Genomic DNA, 19,571 nt, shown 5'->3' with positions numbered 1-19,571 from the left:
TAATAAAGGTAGAAGGTTTTATATCGAAAAATCGATTACATTGTCTAATTCCTGGGAATTTCGGACCCGCACTTCATTTTTCTGATTTACTATGGAATAGGACGGAACGCTTTGCGTTAACCAAGCGTTCCCACCGATGATACTGTTTCGCCCGATCACTGTGTCCCCGCCTAGGATGGTTGCACCGGCATAGATAATAACGTTTTCTTCGATCGTCGGATGCCTTTTCAACTTTGCCATACTTTTACTTACTGACAATGCGCCTAACGTTACTCCTTGGTAGATTTTAACGTTATTGGCAATAATCGTAGTCCCGCCGATGACGATTCCGGTTCCATGGTCCATGAAAAAAGACCTGCCAATCTCCGCTCCGGGATGTATGTCGATTCCGGTTTTTTCGTGCGCGTATTCGCTTAACATTCTTGGAAAGATAGGAACTCCTAAGCCGTGGAGGACGTGTGCAATTCGATGTACTGCGATGGCATAAAAACCAGGGTAAGCGAGTATGACTTCCTTTACGCTTTCTGCGGCAGGATCTCCTTCGTAGGCGGCCAATGCATCTTGCCAGATGAGCTCGTATAAATTCGGGAGATTCTTTTGAAAATCCGTCAGTACGTCGGTAGCGTTAAGAGTATTGGAGGAAGAAGTCGAAAGCAAGTAAGGTTGAAGCTTGTCTTTAGTCTCAGACATAAATAACGCTATGCTATCCTCCACTTGGGCGATATCTCGAAACGTTAGATCGGAGAAATATCCTGCAAAAATGATATTGAACAATTCCTGAATAAAGTTTCTCGCTACACGCCGACCACCGTATCGATGAGTACTCTCATTTTGTTTCCGGTAGATGGATTCTAGAAAATTTCTATATTGCTGGTTCTCGGATTGGCTCCGGTCCGAAATCCGATTGAATGCATTTGAACCCATAGTTTATCTCTCCTTACGTGTATTCTATTATTATAGATAATATTCCGTTAAAACGAAAAATAGTAAACAAAATTCAAACTAGTTTATGAGTTAATTCAGCATATTAGACTAAATTCTTTCCGGTACAGAAGAGATTATGATTCGGATTTTCATGATCCGCAAGGTTGCAAATCGAGTTTTAGAAATCGAGTCCAAGTCCCTATTTTGAAATTCTATAATCGGTTACGGTATATCGATCGGAATCTTTGTCAGTCGTTTCTTCGAGTAGAACGAAAGGTTTGGACTGGAACGGAAAACACACTAAACCTGTTTCTCGTTAGAGGCTATAATTCGTTTTAGAAAAGAAATCATGAATTAGATGTGAGATTATGAAAGATATTTGAATCCTTTTTACGTAAAGGGAAGATGGTTGACCGAAGAGAAAGGAAAAAACGCCGATGAAAACTTTGTCGCATACGTTAGTTAGTCGATCTTTAAGATGGAACAGTTTCTGGAATCTTTGCGTCGGAACTTGGATTTTGATCTGGCAGGGATTCGCTTATCTTTCGGCATATGAGGAAAAGCAAGAAATTCTGTTTATTCTCGCGTTGGCTCTTTTCCATTATATCTTTGCAATATGGTATTGGAAAGGCCGGACGTTAACTTCATTTGCGGCAGCTTCGGTTCCTGCCAGACTTTTTATAGCGGGCTATTATTTGATCGTCGCATTTTTATTTTATTTCTTAAGCCCTTCTTCTTCGGCTCCGAGTTCTTTCAGAGGCTTTTTTCTCTTTTATCTAACCGTACAATTAACGATCGATGTTTTAGGCGCCATCATTACTTGGAAATCTTTGCGGGACGATATGCCTAAAATCGAAGGTCGAATCGGAAAGGAGCTGAAGTTCGAACATAAAAATCGGTTCTTGTTCGCGGTTTACTTGCTCTGTTTGGGGCTTTGGATTTTATTTTTTACCGACGGATTTCTACGATTTTTTCATTTCTCGGATAGTAGGTTTTTTGGTTGGAAGGACGACAAAATTCTTTTTGGCCCGATCCATATTCTTGCCGGACAAATTATACTTCTTGCATATTATAATTTTATAGCCGTGCGATATCGATTGGATCCCTTGATCGCAGCAGGAATTCGCGGAGGTGTATTCACTTGTTTCTTCTTACTTACCTTCGTATTGTTCGGATTATTGCATCCTTTGATCTTATTGTTACCGATCGTCGATTTCGTAAGTTTGGTTTCCATTTTGTTTCTGAAGTTAAAAAAAAGGAATTCTTGAATCGTTTTTCGCTCCGATTTTTAATCAAAAGTCCTATTGGCACCGAACATTAGGGCGGGAATATCCGACTTTAAGGAATGCTGAAATTCCTGCAATCTGATGTCCGTCGGGCCGAACGCCGTGTGGACAAGCGTCCAATCGCTAGTAAGTTGTCCGGTGACTCGTGCGGGTAGATAATATAAAAAGGTAAAATCGAATTTCCATTTGTCTTTTTTATAGCCGAGACCGACCGAAACGAGATCTTGGACCATGATTCCGGCTTGAAGAGCATTTGTGCCGTCGGATCGCAACACTCCTGTATTATGGCGAGCTCCCGCACGATAGATCCAAGAATCGGATTCGTATTCTCCGCCGATTCCCGCGGCCCAAGCATCATGATAGTCCAGATTCTGAGGAATCGTATTCGTATTTCCGAATGGAGTAGGATACCAAGAGGCGGCTAACACTTGTTTATAGGTCGTTACATAAGAGCTATAATTATAGTAAAGGAAGTCCATTCCGATACGAAACTTTTCCGTACCATAGGAAACGCCAAGTCCGTGACGTTCGGGAAGATAGAAAGCTGCGGAGACGCCTGTTCTTCCCGGATTCGCTCCGACTTGCATATCACCGTCTAAGGGAAGCTTTGCGGACGTCTGGTAAGAATAGGCGGCCTTTATATTCTCGGTAAGTTGATAGGTCAGGCCGAAAATTCCGCCTAGGGAGAATGCGTTTCGACTTCTGTAGTAAAATCCCTGACCCGGAAGTTCCACCGATCCGGTCGGATCATAGTATTTTTGATAGGCTATTTGATGCGAGTAAATGCCTTCTATTCCGGCCCCGACCAATAGATTTCCGATTTTATAGGAAAGTGCATGAGTATTCTTTACTACATAAAACGTACTAGAATAGGATTCCTTAATTCTTCTCGAGTCGCCGATCGGACCTGAAATATTCAGCCCGGACCAATTTTGAAAAGTTTGACCGTTCGGTGTCGCGCGATTTAATTCGCTAACGTTTCCGTTCCCTCCGCCGGGAACATAGACACCGCCGCCATAAGTTAACTTCTCGGAAATAGGAATCCGGATCGCCATGTACGGAAGCGGAGCAAGAACATTATAATTTTGAGAATTCGTATAAGCTAAATTAGGATCGGGATCTTGGAACTTATCCGTATATACCGAACGAATGTAAGGTAAAGAAACTCCGAATTCCAGTTCTTTTTTTGAAGAGAGTCCTAAATTGGCGGGATTCGTACCGATGTCCATCGGTGAACCGCCTATGGCTAAATTTGTTCCGCCCATTCCGCCATAACGAGCATTATGGGAGGGCTGAAAGATCCCGACTGAAAGAAGATCTCGAGTAGTCAATATCATACATAAGAATATTAGGGAAAAGAGGCGTTTTCCTCGAGTTTGAAGCGCGGGCATGAAACAAGGATTTCGTTCCGGATTTTTTTACAAGTGCTTTCTTTTTAATATCCGAATATTACAGTTGCCAATCCTAGAAAGCTAGAGTTGGAGTTACTGCAGATGGATACGAAGGAACTTAGAGCGCTGCGACAAGAAACGGATCCGATCGCGGATGAGATTATTAGAAAATTCTTTCATGAATCCGCGTTCGATCAACCGAAGACATTACTTTTTTTCGATTTTCTTGCTAAAAACTCCGATCCGATCCCCCCCGGACTTCCGCCGTACTTCGAAGAATATTTCGAAACCACCGAGGTGCTGCCGGACTGGACGGATCAGAATAAAATCCGGCAGGCCCAAGGCATATTTAGTCGCTTTGGAGGGCAGATTTTAATGATGCTCTGCGTTAAGTCTCTTCCGATGGCATATTCTTGCGGGGACGGCGCTCAGGTCCTTTTGAGAACGGGTCGCTTAGTGGAACAAAATCGATCCCTTTCCAACGTAAATCGGCGATTAATGGAAACGACTCAATTTGTTATTTCCGTTTTGCAAGCCGACGGGTTAGGTCCGAACGGGCGAGGCATAAGAGTTTCCCAAAAAGTTCGCCTGATGCACGCTTCCATTCGTTACTTTCTTTCTCAAAGCCCGGAATGGAATCCCGACTTAGGCAAACCTATTAATCAGGAAGATATGGCCGGAACTCTTCAGTCATTTTCAAGCCTAGTGATAGAAGGTCTAGCCCAATCTAGTATTCTTTTAACCGAGGAAGAGAAAGATTCGTTTATTCATTTATGGAGGGTCGTGGGTCACCTCATAGGAGTAAAACCCGAGCTTTGCCCGGAAAGTTTTTCGGACGCCCATTCGTTCGGAGAATCGATTTTTCTAGACCAAAGAAAACCGTCCGATGCGGGTAAGATTTTAACTCAATCGCTTATTGATTTTATGGAATATATGCTTCCTGGAAATCTTTTCGATAATCTGCCGCTTTACTTTATACAAACCTACATGGGTGAAGATACTTCTAAAGTTTTAGGTCTACCTTGGCCTCCCAAAGATCTGCTTGGGAACTTCCTTGAAAGAATTTTTGTGGATGCTGATTTTCATTTGGATGAGGATAGGGGATTCGGAAAACTTGTTTCCTTTTTCTCGTCTAAACTTCTATTTTCGATGGATCATTTTTATTATGACGGGAAGCGAGCCCGCTTCTGGATTCCACCGTCGTTACGGGAAAATTGGGGGGTATAAACCGATGGAATTCTTGAACAAAATTTTTTCGGATCCCGATCTTTTCGGAAGATATACTCTAGCGGAAAATATTCTGCTCTTTCTCGGAGTCATTTTTTGGGCTTATATGTATCTCGTTCTCGTGATTGCGCCGTTTAAATCCCATTTCGTAGAGATGCCCGTTTTCATTGCCTGCGGAAATATTATTTGGGAATTTCTTTGGGGTTTTGTGATTCAAGAACCGATGGGAGCCATTTTATTATGGGGATATAGGCTTGCTTTCGTTCTTGATGTCGTCATCTTCTATCATGTCATTCGATTCGGTAAAAAGCAATTGTCCTTTCCTATAAGCGACATAGGGTATCGATTCCTTTTAGCGTTTCTCGTAATTTCTTGGGGGACCTTAATTTACGCGTTCCACAAAGGGGGATACGATTTGTTTACCGGTTCAAATTCGGCGTATATTTTGAATTTATTTATTTCGGGGTTATATCCTCTTTTGTTTATTAGGATGAAAAATCCGAGTCTCTTTTCGCATCCGGTTTCTTGGGCAAAATTGGTCGGGAACGCTTTTTTTACGGTTTTCTTGTTTCTTTACTTCCCGACGGAATATTTCGTGCTGATTTTAGGTGTGCTTTGCTTCATCGCCGATTCATATTATTTAATAAATTTTAAACGATTAAGTTAATGACGCATGGCTAAGGCGAAAACCGAAAAAATTCCCTACGAGTTGGGGGAACAAATCCATGAGGATTCTTTCTCCGTCACCTACCGGGGGTTTTTTGGTTCTGTCCGAGACGCTAAAATTATTCGCGTTCAAAAAGTCGACGCAAAGGAAGCTTCCTCTTTTTATTTCGTAAACGAATTCGAACTCGGAAAGTTAGTGTCGGATTCCGGAATTTTACGACCGGAAATGATGGTAGACGTTTCCGAACGGATCTGTCTGGTTTATGAAAACGTTTCCTTCGGCCTTTTGGAAAAGCGACTCTCGGGCAGTCCTAATATCGAAATAGAGGAATTTTTGGAAATGGCCCTGTCATTATCCGAAAACCTTTTTAAACTACATTCAGTCGGAATCGTTCATAATCAAATCTCTCCCAAGGCCTTTTTTTATGACCCGGCATCTCGCGTTTCGAAACTGGCATGGCTGGGAGGTGCTTCTCTTTTACTTTCGGACAAAGGAGGGTATGTCCCTCAGCGCTATACCTTCGATTTGCTCGCATATTGCTCTCCGGAAAATACCGGACGCTTAAATAGAGCGGTCGATTCCCGTTCAGACGCTTATTCCTTGGGTGCCTTATTTTATCAGATCTTAGTGGGAGTTCCTCCATTCAATTCCGATGACCCTCTGGAATTAATCCATTATCATATTGCTCGATCGCCGGTTTCTCTCACAAAATTACGGGACGATGTACCGAGAGCCGTTTCCGATGTCGTAGACAAATTGCTTTCCAAAATGCCCGAAGAGCGATATCGCTCGCTCGAAAGTCTAACTCATGATTTAAAGAATATTAAGGAATCTTTACATTCAAAGCGAAAGCTTTCAGAATTTCTGCCCGGCGTTTACGAGCAGAGGACCGGGTTTCGTGACTCTGATCGCGTTTACGATAGGGAAAAGCAAAGAAAAACGATCGAATCCGCTATCGTTAGTGTTACCTCCGGCAAGCGAGGGGTCGTCGTAGTTCGGGGAAAATCCGGAACAGGAAAGACGACTTTGGTAGAGGATGCGATCTCCTACTTGGACATATATTCGGTTCAATTGATTCGAGGAAAGTTCGAGGAGGACAAGCGGGGCATTCCCTATTTCGCATTTAGACAAATGATGGGGGACCTTCTTCGAACGATCCTGGAGCGTAAGGAAGAGGAGATAGTACGTCTTCGGAGCTATATTAAAGAAACGTTAGGTGAAAATTTTGAAATTTTAGCCCACTTTTTACCGGATCTGGTAAACCTTCTCGGGGTTACCGATAAAGCAAGGGATCGGAAAAAAGCCAGGGATGAAAAGACCTTATTTGCAGTAGCGCTGAGGTTTTTATGCTTATGCTTCGATAAAAAGAACCCGGCCGTCATCTTGATGGATGATGTTCAGTGGGCGGATCCTGCCTCCGTTTCTTTAATCGAATTTATTCTGCAAAGTGAAGAATGGGAAGGTTTGCTATTCGTTCTGGCTAGTCGGATCGAGGAAGGGGAGTTTGCTAGTTTAAAGGGAAAGGAGCTTGCTCCAGGTCTGGAGGTCCGAGAAATAACGCTGGGTCCATTGAGTCGAGAAAGCGTACGTAAGTACGTTTCGGATAGCTTATACATAGATGCGGACGACGCGGATAAGTTGGTGGAGATATTAATATCCAAGACGGACGGTAATCCTTTATTCTTACATCAGTTCTTAAAGTCGCTTTTTCAGGATTCTTGCCTAACTTTCAATTCGACTACATCGCGTTACGTTCCGGAATGGGATCGGATTCTTCAAAGAGGCGTCACAGAAAACGTTCTCGATCTTGTTTTTGAAAGAATTGCGCGATTGCCGGAAGAGACCGCCCTCGTATTACGAGTGGGTGCTTGTATCGGTGCAAAGTTTGATCTTAGAATATTATACGATTTTTTCAAGGAAAAGCCGGACCTGCTCGCGCGCGGTATTCGAGAAAGCGTAAAGGAAGGTATTTTATTCTATCGAGAATCGGGAACGATGTTATTTCCTGCCCTACAATATATTTCGCAGGGAAAAATCGAAGAATCGGGACTTCTTTCTTCGTTGTCCGAAGTGCAGTTTCGTTTTTCTCACGATAGGATGAGTCAGGGGATTTCGGATGCTACTGAGCCGACCGAGCGCGGTATAATCCATAAGCGACTCGCGCGCATTCTAATCGAACGAGAAAAAGAGAACGGTAACGGGGCGTTGGTTCTGGAGATAGCGAGTCATCTCGTTCGATCACAAGAGTTGCGCGAAGATGAAGAAGGTAGCGAGGATTTTTTTCATTACACGGTCTTAGCAGGAAATGCGGCAAAAGCCTCCGCAGCTTACGAATCGGCTTATTCGATATTCAGGCTTCTTTCATCTCTTTTAAGAAAAAACCATTGGCGCTCCGATAGAAAAACTTCGTTTAACATTATGAAATCTTTGGCGGAATCCGCCTATTATCTATCCAAGAGGGAAGAGGCGGAGGAAATCGTTGCGGAATTACTGGTAAAAGCCGAGAATCCGATCGAGAAAGTCGACGTATATTTAATGCAGTTGGAGGTCATGAACGTTTTTAACGATCTTGAATCCGCATATAAAATCGGGGTCGACGCTTTGGAATGCCTCGGGATCCGATTTAGGGGCAAACCCGGAATCGCGGGGCTCCTATTTGAACTTCTAAAAATGATCGTTTACGGCAGAGGGAGGAGTCCCGAAAAACTCATTAATGCAAAGGAAAATAAGAACCCGCATAAAGTGGAGGCAGTTAACATTATCGTTAATTTGCTCAATTACGGAAAGCATATGGATGCTACCGTTATGGCGTATTTATATTTAAAACTTATTAATCTTACTCTTAAAGAAGGAAATTCTCCTCCTAGCTTTTTCGGATATGCCGGATTCGGTTCCGTAATCTTAGCAGGAACCGGAAACTTCGAATTATCCCTGCGATATTGGCGATTGGCGGAAGGGATTTTGGAGCGCTTCGACGCGGATCACCTTTACGGAAGATATATTTTCGGTCGCACAATCTTACTGGATTATTTTAAGCACCCTTTTCGCACTATCGTGGATTTTGCCGAAGAGTCATATCACAAATGCCTGCAGCACGGGGACTATTTATGGGCCGGTTACGCTCTTTTTTCCCAGAATATGTATCAACTTTATTCGGCGGAAAACTCCTATTCTTATAGGGAGAAGATTCGGGAAAATATAGAAAGAGGATCGAAACTCAATTACGATATTTTGAATATATTTTTATATACTTCCGAATCCTACCTGGACCGAATTGAGGGAAAGACTAACGAATCGATACGGTTCAAAGAATCAGTACTGAGTCATAAAAACTTCGAAGATTCGGTTCTTTCTCATGCCGGAAACGGTACCGCGAATTCTTGGTATGCGACTCTTATCGGGACTTCGGCGTATTTATCCAGAAATTATGTCGAAGCCGATCGTATTTTAGATAAATATAAAGAAGATGTGGAAAAATCCAGAATTCTATTCCTATATTCGGAATATAGATTTTATAAATCCATGCTGTTACTTAAATTTTCGGATTTGGGTCGAAAATTAAGATTTTCCGAAAGACTTTTTCTCAGGAATTCGCGATCTCTTTTCACTCGATGGCAAAGAATTTATCCGACTGCGTTTAGCGCTTATGCCTCCGTATTAAAGGCGGAAATTGCGGAATTCCAGGGAAAAGAAGACGCGGCTAGCGTTTATTACGAGGATGCAATTAAGGAGGCCGAGTATGAAAGCAGCGACCTTCGGAAAGCGGTCGTTTTTGAACACGCGGCCCGATGGAATATAAGAAGGGATCGTCTTTCGTACGGAAAGTTTCTTCTACAAAATTCACTCCGGCTTTACGGATACTGGGGAGCAAAATCTCTCGTGGAGTCCCTAAAGGAAGAGTTTGAAGAAGTGCTCAGAGTCTCTTCGACCGGCAAGCATTCTTTGGGAAGAGTATTATCCGATTCCATACTTGCCACTAGCTACAATCTTGATTTGAGGACGGTTTTGAAAGCTTCTCAAAGCATTTCGGGAGTAATCGAGTTAGGAGAACTCCTGCGGCAATTAGTTAGAACGATCATGGAAAGTGCCGCTGCGACTAGAGGTTTTTTGGTCCTTCCGGAAGGTAGGGAGTTATACTTGCGGGCCGGATCCGATATCGAAGAGCATGGGTTTTTGCCCAAGCCGATGACGTTGGATGATGCTGCTCACCTATTGCCTACGGAAGTCGTTTATTACTGTTTTCGATCGGGGCAAAGAGTTTTACTAGCGGACGCTTCGAAAGATCCTTTATATTCCGTAAACCCGTACGTTAGACGAAGCAAACCCAAGTCGTTATTGTGCATGCCGATTACGAAACAAGGTAGAATTCTTTGCGTTCTTTATTTGGAAAATCGTCTGACCTCCGGAATCTTCGACCAGCATAGATTGGAAATTTTGGAAATTCTATCGGCTCAAGCCGCAATTTCTTTGGAGAACGCAAAGCTTTACGAAGATATCACTTCCATGAATTCCGAATTGGAACAAAAAGTCGCGGAAAGAACGGATGAGCTGGCAAGGTCCTTAGAAATCATCCGGAAAGATATGCTATATTCGAAGAGGATTCAACGTAGTATTCTGCCCGAGCATTTCACGATACCGGGTTTACGTTACTCGGTTAGCTATTTGCCGATGGACGAGGTTGGAGGAGATTTTTACGACTTATCGGTCGTCAAAGACGGTAAATACAGATTCTTCTTAGCAGATGCGACAGGTCATGGAGTCCAAGCGGCATTGATTACTATGGCAATCAAAGGAGAATACGAGAATCTTAAGTTCAAATTCGACGATCCCGGAGAACTATTATCCGAATTAAATAATGCGATTTTAACTAAATATAAAACTCTGTATTTTACCGCAACATTAACCGACTTAGATTTGAATGAGATGAAATTGAAATATGCGTCTGCGGGACACCTTTCTCAATATTTACTTCGCGACGGAGAAACGAAGGACCTCCCTAAAACGGGGGCAATATTAGGGTTCGTAAAAGATTATCCTTATAAAAATAGCGAATTCAGCATCCGTTCAGGAGACAGGCTATATTTATTTTCCGACGGAATTTTCGAACAATTCGATTCGGATAAAATCGAATACGGCGAGGAACGATTCCTAAATTCAGTGTTATCTACGAATCAATTCGATCCGTATCGGCAGGCGGAGAAAATCATCGCGGGAGTGTATGAATTTCTGCGAGGGACTCCGGTCCAAGACGACATTACGCTTATTATCCTGAATATCGAGTAGAGATTTAAACTCGATAATTTAAAACGTAAAACCGATTCTGACCGCGAAGGGCTATCTAAAAGTTGTTAGGTTTTTTTGTTATATTCTACATTCTTATCACACTGCTGGTTGGAGCAATCTCCTCTAGATTTGTGAGAAGTTCCAAGGATTATGTTTTAGCGGGTAGGCGATTACCTCTTTTCCTTGCGTCTTCCGCATTATTTGCTACATGGTTCGGATCCGAAACGTTGATGGGTGCATCTTCCAAATTTGTGGATGGCGGGGTTTTAGCAGTTATCGAAGATCCATTCGGAGCGGCGCTCTGTCTTTCGTTAGTGGGATTATTTTTTGCCCGGCCTTTATATAGAATGAACATCCTTACCTTTGGAGATTTGTATCGAAATCGGTTCGGGAAGAAAATCGAATTTCTATCCGCGTTATTCATGATTCCTTCCTATTTCGGTTGGATAGCCGCTCAGCTAGTCGCGATGGGGATCGTTATAAATTCTCTGTTCGGTTTCGAAATGTACGTCGGAATCTTGCTCGCATCGATCGTAGTATTGATTTACACGTACGTAGGAGGAATGTGGGCGATTTCTATTACTGATTTTGTCCAAACAATTTTGATCGTAGCGGGATTAGCGGTGCTAGTTTGGGACTTAAAGGAAAAGGCCGGCGGCTTTAATACCGTTCTTTCGAATTCACAGCCAGGTTTTTTCAATTTTTTTCCACCTCTCGAATTGAAAGCCGTGCTGGCTTATATTGCCGCATGGATAACCATAGGTTTAGGCTCTATTCCTCAGCAGGATATTTTTCAAAGAGTCATGTCCTCCAAATCGGAGAAGGTGGCAGTCTATAGTTCCTATTTGGGAGCGGGCATGTACTTAACCGTCGCATTTCTACCTCTTTTGGCCGGATACTTTGCGAGAAAAGTTTATCCGGATATCGCGGTAGGAGACAGTCAAATGATCCTTCCGCAGGTAGTGTTAATTCATTCTTCTCTTTTGATCCAAATTCTTTTTTTCGGAGCCTTACTTTCCGCGATTCTGAGTACCGCTTCCGGAGCTATTCTTGCCCCGGCAACCGTCTTAGGGGAGAATTTGATTCGCCCTCTTCTTAAAGACGCCGGAGAAGACAGATTATTAAAAGTATTACGATTTTCTGTATTATTGGTCACTGCGGTTTCGACGGTAATGGCTTTGAGTGAAACGAACATTTACCAGCTTGTCGCCGATTCTTCTTCGATCAGTTTGGTTTCATTATTTGTTCCGCTTGTGTCCGCTCTTTTTTGGAAGCGTTCGACTGCGACGGGTTCGATTTTTGCTATGTTTTGGGGTACCGCGGCATGGATCGGTTTCAAATTTTGGGGCCCTGATTGGCTCCCGGCCTCCTTGCCGGGATTGGCGATCAGCTTTATGGGACAATTAATCGGAACTTTCTTTCCGATCGCAAGATTAGAACAAAGAGAATTAATTTAAGCCGATATCCGATTGCGGCCCGCCGACTTGGACTCGTAAAGTTTTTCATCCGCGATTCTTAGAAAATCTTCTACAGACTGATTCGGTTCCCTCATCGAAACTCCGATACTGACCGTCACGTTCCATGGAATTCCTTCGAACGTTTCGCTTTCGATCCTGTTACGAATTCGCTCCGCGACAAAGAGCGCTCCATCTTTCGAGGTATTCGTAAGAATTATACAGAATTCTTCCCCGCCGTATCGAGCGGCTATATCGCAATCTCTAACTAAGCCGAATAATAAGCCGCCGATTCTTGCGAGTAGTCGATCTCCTACCTGGTGTCCGAAGGAATCGTTCGTCCTTTTAAAATGATCTAAATCTAATAATAAGGCGGAGACCGGAAAATCGTATCGATTCGCCGCGGAAACCATGGTTTGCAAAGCTTCCATGAGGTGGCGGCGATTGTATAACCCCGTGAGTTGATCCTTATGAGAAAGTTCCCTAAGGTTTCGATTCGATTCTTCAAGTTCAAGCTGCAGAAAATTTCCTTTCAACCTTGCCCTTTCTACAACGACAGAAGCAAAAAGACTGCCTATGGAAAAAGCGATAATAGGGGCTAACGTGCTAAAATCAATTTCTTCATTTAACATCAGACGATATCCGAATAAAAACCAAGTAAAGTTGACCGCTATGATTGCGATATAAGTGGCGAGGCTAGAGCGTATAAAAAGGGGTAAAGTCATCAGACCGAAGCAATACGCAGAATAATCCTTAATATGCGCCAAATCAATCAAGGTGAGAGTGGTTGTCATGAATGTGGCGGTAAAACCGTAAAAATTAGTTAATATCCTGATGATACGAGAATTTGCGTTAAACGTTAAAAACAAGTAGCATATAAAGGAAATAATCGCCACTCCGGTAAACGAAGCGATATATAAAATTTGGATAATGCTCCCTTCGGGTAATCCGGGCGAAATTACATTTTGAACGATTAAAAGTAGAGAGATCAGAATGGAAGAGACGCAGAGTATTCTAACCGTCTTCCCGTTATCTAAGGCGCGAATTTCCCGAATTTGGGAGGATTTTGCTCTTAAAAAATCTTCGTTGATATAATCCCAGAGTTTCATATCCAATTACTTTGGTAGACGGAATAATGAAACGGATCATACGATCTTTAGTACATAACGATATTAATTCATAATTTTTTTCATAATGAAAGTTACGGATAGGTCGGAAAGAAATTGAACTTTCTTCTCGTCATGCTCCGTCTTGATTTTTGTCAAAAGCCTTCTAAAACCCGCGAAATCTTTCAGAGGCTTGCTTCTCCAAGGACTCACGGTGATCCGGATGTGCGATTCTTATTAATTCGTCCGCTCTTTGTCTCAGATTTTTTCCGTAAAGATCGGCAACCCCGTACTCAGTAACGATATAATGGACGTGAGCTCTTGTAGTAGTTACACTCGCTCCCGGCTTCAACATCGTGACTATCCTGGATTCTCCTTTGGAAGTGGAGGAAGGCAAGGCAACGATCGGCTTTCCACCTTCGGAGAGGGAAGCCCCTCGAATAAAGTCCATTTGTCCACCCACTCCCGAAAACTGCCTGGTTCCGATCGAGTCCGCGCAAATTTGTCCGGTTAGATCCACTTCTATTGCGGAATTGATGGCTGTGACTTTCGGATTTTTACAAATCACCGAAGTATCGTTTACGTATCCGATATCTAGCAGAACTACTTCGGGGTTATCGTCGATAAAATCGTAGAGTTTTCTTGTCCCCATGACGAAACCGGAAACGATTTTACCCGGGTGAGTTTTCTTACAGGTACCATTCACAACTCCGCTTTCGATCAAAGGTATCGCTCCATCCGAAAACATTTCGGTATGAATTCCTAAATTTTTGTGATTCGTTAAGAACGTTAAAACTGCATTGGGAATTGCACCTATGCCCATCTGTAATGTCGCTCCGTCTTCCACCAACCCGGCAATATATCTTCCGATATTTGTTTCCACTTCGTCCGGCACAGTCGCGGGGGCTTCTAAAAGCGGGGTGTCACCTTGCACGAAAGCGTCTATTTTACTTACGTGTAAAATCCCGTCACCGTGCGTTCGAGGCATATTGCGATTTACCTGCGCAATAACTTTTTTAGCGGTATCGACTGCCGCTTTTGCGATATCGACTGAAACTCCGAGAGAACAAAATCCATGTTTGTCCGGAGGAGAAACGGAAATCAATGCGACATCGATAGGAAGAATTCCTCTTCGAAATAGAGCAGGACATTCGCTTAAGAAAACGGGCACATAGTCTGCACGTCCTTCTTCCACTGCCTTCCGCATATTCGGACCTACAAAAAGAGCGTTCGTTCTAAAGCTCGCTTCGTTGCCAGGCATTGCATACGGAACCGGACCCTCGGTGTGAATGTGGACGACTTCTACGTCTTTGAGCTCGTTAGCTCTTTTCGACATTGCCTCGATCAGTAGAGGAGGAGCGGCAAAAACGCTATGAATAAAGACGCGATTGTAAGATTGGATTAACGAAACTGCTTGGTCTGCTGTGGTAAATTTTATGTTCATATTATGAAAGGGTCTACTAGACTAAATTCTAACTTTTGGGTATCGCAGCAAAGTATATTCTAAAAAAAGGATTTTTTATCCGGCGAAACTGTCAGAAAGCAAAATTTTCTCCCTTTCTTTTTTACTTTCTAAAGCGTGGTAGTATGGAGTCAACCTCTACCGTCGCCCGTCCAAAAGCCGCTCTCAGCGAACCGTTTTTGATCTTCCTTTTAGCTAGCATTCAGTTCACCCATATCATGGACTTTATGATTATGTTTCCGTTGCAGGATTATTTTTTAAAACAATTCGGAATTGATACGGCGGTATTTTCATTCGTTCTCGCATCTTATTCTTATGCCGCAGCGGCTGCCGCATTATTAGGTGCGAACTTCATCGATCGGTTTAACCGAAAATCTGCCGCAATATTTCTGTACACGGGTTTCATTTTCGGAACGATTCTTTGTGCAGTTGCAGACTCTTTTTATTTCCTCTTAACGGCGAGAATCATTGCAGGGACTTTCGGTGGAATGATTGGCGGAATAATTCTATCCATTATTGGAGATGTTTTCCCGATCGAAAGGCGGGGGCGTGCGATGGGCGCCGTGATGGGTGCATTCTCGGTCGCTTCAGTTGCGGGAGTCCCGATTGGACTTTGGATCGCTCACAAATTTTCTTGGAACTACAGTTTCGGATTCGTGGTTTCTCTAAGTCTGCCGATCTTGTTAAGCGCCATCTTTTATTTACCGAGTATTCCATCAAAGCAAGCAAAGGCACGAGCTTTGGATTTCTCTCAATTATATGCGGTTTTATCCGATAGAAATCACATTAAAGCGATAGTCTTTTTCATGTCGGTTATTCTAGGCGGGTTTGTGGTAGTCACTTCGATCGCGGTGTACATGGAAAGGAACGTGGGATTTTCAAAGCAAGACGTTCAATTAATATATTTGATCGGGGGACTTTGCACTTTTTTCTCTTCGCGGTTTATCGGAATTATGGCGGACAAATACGGGAAACATAAAGTTTTTCTAAACATGGTTCTTATAGCAATTGTTCCGATTATTGTGCTCACTCATTTGCCGAAGGTTCCCCTGCCTATTGCACTTCTAGTGACCACTAGCTTCATGGTTTTAGTATCGGGTCGGATCATTCCCGCAATGGCATTGATGACTTCGGCTGTTCGTCCGGAATTGCGAGGAAGTTTTATGTCGGTGAGTTCCGGTTTGCAAAGTATTGCAACAGGGTTAGGTGCAACGATTGCCGGATTTGTCTTGATCACACTTCCTGACGGATCCTTTGCAAGGTTTGATATCGTCGGTTATTTGGCAGTTGGTTTCAATTTAATCGGACTTTATCTTTCGCGCAAGGTTAAGATCGTTTCCTAAAATATCACCGACCTCGTACCAACTTGCCGGGAATTTCGTAAAAAATTTCGGACATTTCTTGACTTTTTTATGAGACAGAATACGTTCTGGCTACACGTAAAAGGAGGTGGTTTAGTTGAGTAGCGATAGTTGCAGCAAGAAAATGACCTGTGAGGTGGCTGAGCAATAGCCCAAGCCGCTTGCAAAGGCCCTCTAGGACCTATTGCAATACCATCAGACCACTGGCCTTTCTGAGCTCTAGAAATTGGTCACTTCTAGGCATTTTCGAATTCGTTTTGAGATCGAAGTATGCAGACGCTCAGAAGGTTTTAGTCCCTTTATTCAGTTCCTAAATATTCAATTTTACTAATTTTTCTTTCGAGAAACGATAAATTTTATTCTGATTGTTCTTCTTTTGGATTTTGAAAGTTTCCGCTGGGTGTCATAGTTCCTACATATGGGGGACCCTTTTTCTCGCCTTACCTGAAATATCTACCTGCTCCTAGTACTGGAAGATTTCGAAACGCTAGTATTCTGCCTTGAAATTTACTCGCAGAGAAGAAAACTGGCGAACGGATCTTCGAGAATGAAGCGTGCTTTAATTTTATCTGGCGGCGGGGCTCGGGGAGCATATCAGGCAGGAGTCCTGAAATATCTAGAGGAGATTCGCTTCAAGCCGGACATCGTTTGCGGAACTTCTGTAGGAGCTATTACAGCAACGGCGATGGGATGCGGTTTAAACGCCAAACAGATCGTCGATCTCTGGAAATCAATTGAAGTCCAAAAGGTAATGAAGTACTCCATTTGGAATGATTTTGTAGATCTTATTTTTAGGCGATTCTCTCCGCTAGCTGATACGACCCCTCTCAAATATCTTTTATATTCCCATTTGGACTTCCGAAATCTTCGAAAAAGTCCGATTCAAGTCATTATTACCGCCGTTAATATTTTAACTGCCGAGCTTGTTTTCTTTCGTAATAAAGATATCGATATTGAGCACGTAATGGCTTCTTCCGCCATCCCGCTTATATTTCCTTGGCAATACGTTGATGGGAAGCCTCATTGGGACGGTGGCATTATGGCAAATACACCAATCCTACCTGCGGTAGAACGAGGAGCCACGGAAATAGTTGTAGTTCTGCTTTCGCCTGTCGGAGGCGTTAATATGCCGTTACCGCGAAGCAGAAGAGAGGGGTTAGAAAGAGTATTCGAATTATCGTTGATCGGCTCTTTCCAAACCGTTATGTCGAATCTACAATACGAGAAAAAAAAGCGCAGAAGAGGAAAGAAAGGCTTCTTTCAAGAATCGGTTTTTTCTTTTGCCGAAAAGGAAGAAATTAAAATTCGAGTCATCGGACCGAGAACTTCCTTAGGGTTTGGAAGTATTTTAAATTTCTCGCAAGTTCAAGCTGATTACTTAATTAGCCGCGGGTATGAAGACGCAAAAGTCCAATTCGGGGAAGATTAAGCAAACATGTTAGAACTAACCGCTCAAAACGGAAATTTTTACGATTCCGAAGGCTTCCTACTTCAATTGAGAGGAGTGAATCTTTCCGGAAGCTCGAAAGTTCCGTTTCGCCCGGATGGAACTACGCACTTCGACCAAAGCCTGACTTTCTACGACCATAGAAACGTATCCTTTGTCGGGAGACCCTTAGAAGAAGCGCAGGCCAAAGAACATTTCGATCGTCTCAAGAAATGGGGCTTTAACTTTTTACGATTCTTAGTTACGTGGGAAGCGATTGAGCACAAAGGACCGGGTAAATACGACCTCGCCTATTTGGATTATGTGGAACGGATGGTGGCCCTAGCCGAGAAAAAAGGCTTTTATATTTTCATAGATCCCCACCAGGACGTTTGGTCTAGATTTACGGGGGGCGACGGTGCTCCCGGCTGGACGTTGGAAGAAGTCGGAATGGACATCGGTAAAATTCGAGATTCGGATACCGCTATCGTCCATCATCACCAGGGTAGAAATTACGAACGGATGTCGTGGCCTTTGAATTATCAAAAATACGCGTGCGCTACGATGTTTACCCTTTTTTTTGGGGGAAAAACATTCGCTCCACACTTGATGATTCGAGGAAAAAACGCGCAGGAATTTCTCCAGGATCATTATTTCGAATCTATTTGCAAACTTGCGAAGAAATTAGTAAAGTATAAAAATGTAATAGGCTTCGACTCATTGAACGAGCCTTCGCCGGGATGGATCGGAAAGAAGAATCTTGGAGAATTTTCCGGATTTGGATTCGGCAAAGTCATCACAACCTCGCCGTTTCAAGAAATGTTTCTTTCGGAAGGCAGATCTTTAAATGCGAATAATTCATATATGTTGGGATTCGCAGGAATCAACTTCGGAAAAACGAGACTGAATTCTCATAGGACTCCCCTTTGGAAGAAAGGAAATCGATGTGTTTGGCATGATCACGGTGTTTGGGATTATGATCCTAACGGAGCTCCCATGCTTCTTAAATCAGATTATTTTTACAAGTATCGAGGAAGAAAAGTGGAGTTCTTTCCCGAGTATATGACTCCTTTTATAAAACAATTTAAGAAACGAATTCAATCGGTCCAAAAAAGATTTTTCATTTTTATAGAAAGCGATCCTACTCGCTTGGAAATGGAATGGAAAGAGGAAAGCAGAGGAGAGCAAAGCGGCGTTGTAAATGCAACCCATTGGTACGACGCCTCCGTATTAATGTTTAAACGTTTTATGCCGTGGTTTGGGATTCATGTTTTTAAACAAAAACCGGTATTCGGCAAAAAGAACGTTCAAAGTGCTTATGAAGATACGGTAAAGATGATCAAAGAAATGTCTTTGAAAAAAATGGGAAATTGCCCTACGGTTATCGGTGAGACCGGGATTCCTATGGATCTTAACGGGAGAACGGCTTTTTTAAATAAGGATTATGAACCTTTAAAATCGGCCTTAGATCGCATGTTGATTCCTTTAGAAAAGCAATTTGTGCATTATACTTTATGGAATTATACTCCCGATAATACCCATAGTTTGGGCGACAGATGGAATCAGGAGGATTTATCTCTCTTCTCCCTGGATACTCCCTACGATATCGATACTGACGGAGGAAGGGCCGTCCTAGCGTTTTCTAGACCGTATCCGATTCGGACCAAAGGAATTCCTGAAGCTATCCACTTTGATATGGAAAAATCCTTGTTTAAATATTCTTTCCGTAAAGACGGAGAAGAATTGCCCGGAACTGAAATTTTCTTACCGGATATTCACTATAAAAAAGGATTCGAAGTTTTAGTGAACGCCGGAACGTTTAAATTTGACTCCAAAAGAAGGCTTTTATCATTTAAGGGAGAAAAGGGAATTTCCCATTATGGCATAACCGTTCTACCGTCCAAAAAATAACTTTCCAGAAGGAAGGGAGGCGGTAAAATGGCGAAGTTTAAACTACTTAAAAGAACCAAAAGCAGAGGTTTTA

Annotated in this window: 12 protein-coding genes; 8 read left to right on the top strand and 4 right to left on the bottom strand. The window is 42.8% G+C overall.

All coding sequences use genetic code 11. The features are described from left to right. Window positions 1-18 precede the first annotated feature (18 nt). Window positions 19-924: a serine O-acetyltransferase EpsC gene (gene epsC, locus LEP1GSC050_RS04405; protein ID WP_010568417.1), complete on the bottom strand. Its 906-nt coding sequence runs from the start codon at window positions 922-924 to the stop codon at window positions 19-21. Between the two features lie 437 nt (window positions 925-1,361). On the opposite strand from epsC, the gene LEP1GSC050_RS04400 reads away from it, so the two are divergent. Further along, complete coding sequence (locus LEP1GSC050_RS04400) at window positions 1,362-2,192, top strand: hypothetical protein (protein ID WP_010568418.1); 831 nt, start codon at window positions 1,362-1,364, stop codon at window positions 2,190-2,192. A gap of 20 nt (window positions 2,193-2,212) precedes the next feature. Here the strand turns inward: LEP1GSC050_RS04400 and LEP1GSC050_RS04395 are convergent, their stop codons facing one another. Further along, the gene (locus LEP1GSC050_RS04395; RefSeq protein WP_010568419.1) at window positions 2,213-3,601 is read right to left on the bottom strand and encodes an OmpP1/FadL family transporter; all 1,389 of its coding nucleotides are present in this window, start codon (window positions 3,599-3,601) and stop codon (window positions 2,213-2,215) included. 102 nt (window positions 3,602-3,703) lie between these two features. Here LEP1GSC050_RS04395 and LEP1GSC050_RS04390 point away from each other — a divergent pair, with 102 nt between their 5' ends. From LEP1GSC050_RS04390 to LEP1GSC050_RS04375, 4 genes are all read left to right on the top strand, one after another. After that, window positions 3,704-4,828 (top strand): oxygenase MpaB family protein, encoded by a 1,125-nt coding sequence (locus tag LEP1GSC050_RS04390; protein WP_020987128.1) that lies wholly within the window; start codon window positions 3,704-3,706, stop codon window positions 4,826-4,828. 4 nt (window positions 4,829-4,832) lie between these two features. Continuing rightward, window positions 4,833-5,495 carry a transmembrane-type terpene cyclase gene (locus LEP1GSC050_RS04385; RefSeq protein ID WP_010568422.1) on the top strand — a complete coding sequence of 221 codons (663 nt, stop codon included), beginning with the start codon at window positions 4,833-4,835 and terminating at the stop codon, window positions 5,493-5,495. A 6-nt stretch (window positions 5,496-5,501) separates the two neighbouring features. Next, window positions 5,502-10,778: a trifunctional serine/threonine-protein kinase/ATP-binding protein/SpoIIE family protein phosphatase gene (locus tag LEP1GSC050_RS04380; protein WP_010568423.1), complete on the top strand. Its 5,277-nt coding sequence runs from the start codon at window positions 5,502-5,504 to the stop codon at window positions 10,776-10,778. A 62-nt stretch (window positions 10,779-10,840) separates the two neighbouring features. Then, window positions 10,841-12,235: a sodium:solute symporter family protein gene (locus tag LEP1GSC050_RS04375; RefSeq protein ID WP_010568424.1), complete on the top strand. Its 1,395-nt coding sequence runs from the start codon at window positions 10,841-10,843 to the stop codon at window positions 12,233-12,235. On the opposite strand, the gene LEP1GSC050_RS04370 is transcribed toward LEP1GSC050_RS04375, so the two are convergent. Both LEP1GSC050_RS04370 and LEP1GSC050_RS04365 read right to left on the bottom strand, forming a co-directional pair. Further along, entirely contained in the window at window positions 12,232-13,341 is a 1,110-nt protein-coding gene (locus LEP1GSC050_RS04370; RefSeq protein ID WP_010568425.1) for a GGDEF domain-containing protein, read from the bottom strand. The two genes, LEP1GSC050_RS04375 and LEP1GSC050_RS04370, sit on opposite strands and share 4 nt — an antisense overlap. Window positions 13,342-13,504: 163 nt before the next feature. Then, window positions 13,505-14,782, bottom strand: a complete 1,278-nt coding sequence (locus tag LEP1GSC050_RS04365; protein ID WP_010568426.1) for an acetyl-CoA hydrolase/transferase family protein — start codon at window positions 14,780-14,782, stop codon at window positions 13,505-13,507. 143 nt (window positions 14,783-14,925) lie between these two features. On the opposite strand from LEP1GSC050_RS04365, the gene LEP1GSC050_RS04360 reads away from it, so the two are divergent. From LEP1GSC050_RS04360 to LEP1GSC050_RS04350, 3 genes are all read left to right on the top strand, one after another. Next, on the top strand, window positions 14,926-16,143 hold the full coding sequence (locus tag LEP1GSC050_RS04360; protein WP_040911112.1) for an MFS transporter: 1,218 nt from the start codon (window positions 14,926-14,928) through the stop codon (window positions 16,141-16,143). A 565-nt stretch (window positions 16,144-16,708) separates the two neighbouring features. Continuing rightward, window positions 16,709-17,590, top strand: a complete 882-nt coding sequence (locus tag LEP1GSC050_RS04355) for a patatin-like phospholipase family protein (RefSeq protein ID WP_010568428.1) — start codon at window positions 16,709-16,711, stop codon at window positions 17,588-17,590. Between the two features lie 6 nt (window positions 17,591-17,596). Next, window positions 17,597-19,498, top strand: coding sequence for a glycoside hydrolase family 5 protein (locus LEP1GSC050_RS04350; protein ID WP_020987148.1), 1,902 nt, complete (start codon window positions 17,597-17,599; stop codon window positions 19,496-19,498). Window positions 19,499-19,571: the final 73 nt, after the last annotated feature.

Source organism: Leptospira broomii serovar Hurstbridge str. 5399, assembly GCF_000243715.2.
Classification (GTDB): domain Bacteria; phylum Spirochaetota; class Leptospiria; order Leptospirales; family Leptospiraceae; genus Leptospira_B; species Leptospira_B broomii.
Note: the sequence above shows the minus strand (reverse complement) of the source record. Positions and strands in the feature narration are given on the sequence as shown.

Bases quoted from the DNA above. Each gene is read 5' to 3' on its own strand.
- epsC (WP_010568417.1), bottom strand. From the start codon at position 924: ATGGGTTCAAATGCATTCAATCGGATTTCGGACCGGAGCCAATCCGAG.
- LEP1GSC050_RS04400 (WP_010568418.1), top strand. From the start codon at position 1,362: ATGAAAACTTTGTCGCATACGTTAGTTAGTCGATCTTTAAGATGGAAC.
- LEP1GSC050_RS04395 (WP_010568419.1), bottom strand. From the start codon at position 3,601: ATGCCCGCGCTTCAAACTCGAGGAAAACGCCTCTTTTCCCTAATATTC.
- LEP1GSC050_RS04390 (WP_020987128.1), top strand. From the start codon at position 3,704: ATGGATACGAAGGAACTTAGAGCGCTGCGACAAGAAACGGATCCGATC.
- LEP1GSC050_RS04385 (WP_010568422.1), top strand. From the start codon at position 4,833: ATGGAATTCTTGAACAAAATTTTTTCGGATCCCGATCTTTTCGGAAGA.
- LEP1GSC050_RS04380 (WP_010568423.1), top strand. From the start codon at position 5,502: ATGGCTAAGGCGAAAACCGAAAAAATTCCCTACGAGTTGGGGGAACAA.
- LEP1GSC050_RS04370 (WP_010568425.1), bottom strand. From the start codon at position 13,341: ATGAAACTCTGGGATTATATCAACGAAGATTTTTTAAGAGCAAAATCC.
- LEP1GSC050_RS04365 (WP_010568426.1), bottom strand. From the start codon at position 14,782: ATGAACATAAAATTTACCACAGCAGACCAAGCAGTTTCGTTAATCCAA.
- LEP1GSC050_RS04360 (WP_040911112.1), top strand. From the start codon at position 14,926: ATGGAGTCAACCTCTACCGTCGCCCGTCCAAAAGCCGCTCTCAGCGAA.
- LEP1GSC050_RS04355 (WP_010568428.1), top strand. From the start codon at position 16,709: ATGAAGCGTGCTTTAATTTTATCTGGCGGCGGGGCTCGGGGAGCATAT.
- LEP1GSC050_RS04350 (WP_020987148.1), top strand. From the start codon at position 17,597: ATGTTAGAACTAACCGCTCAAAACGGAAATTTTTACGATTCCGAAGGC.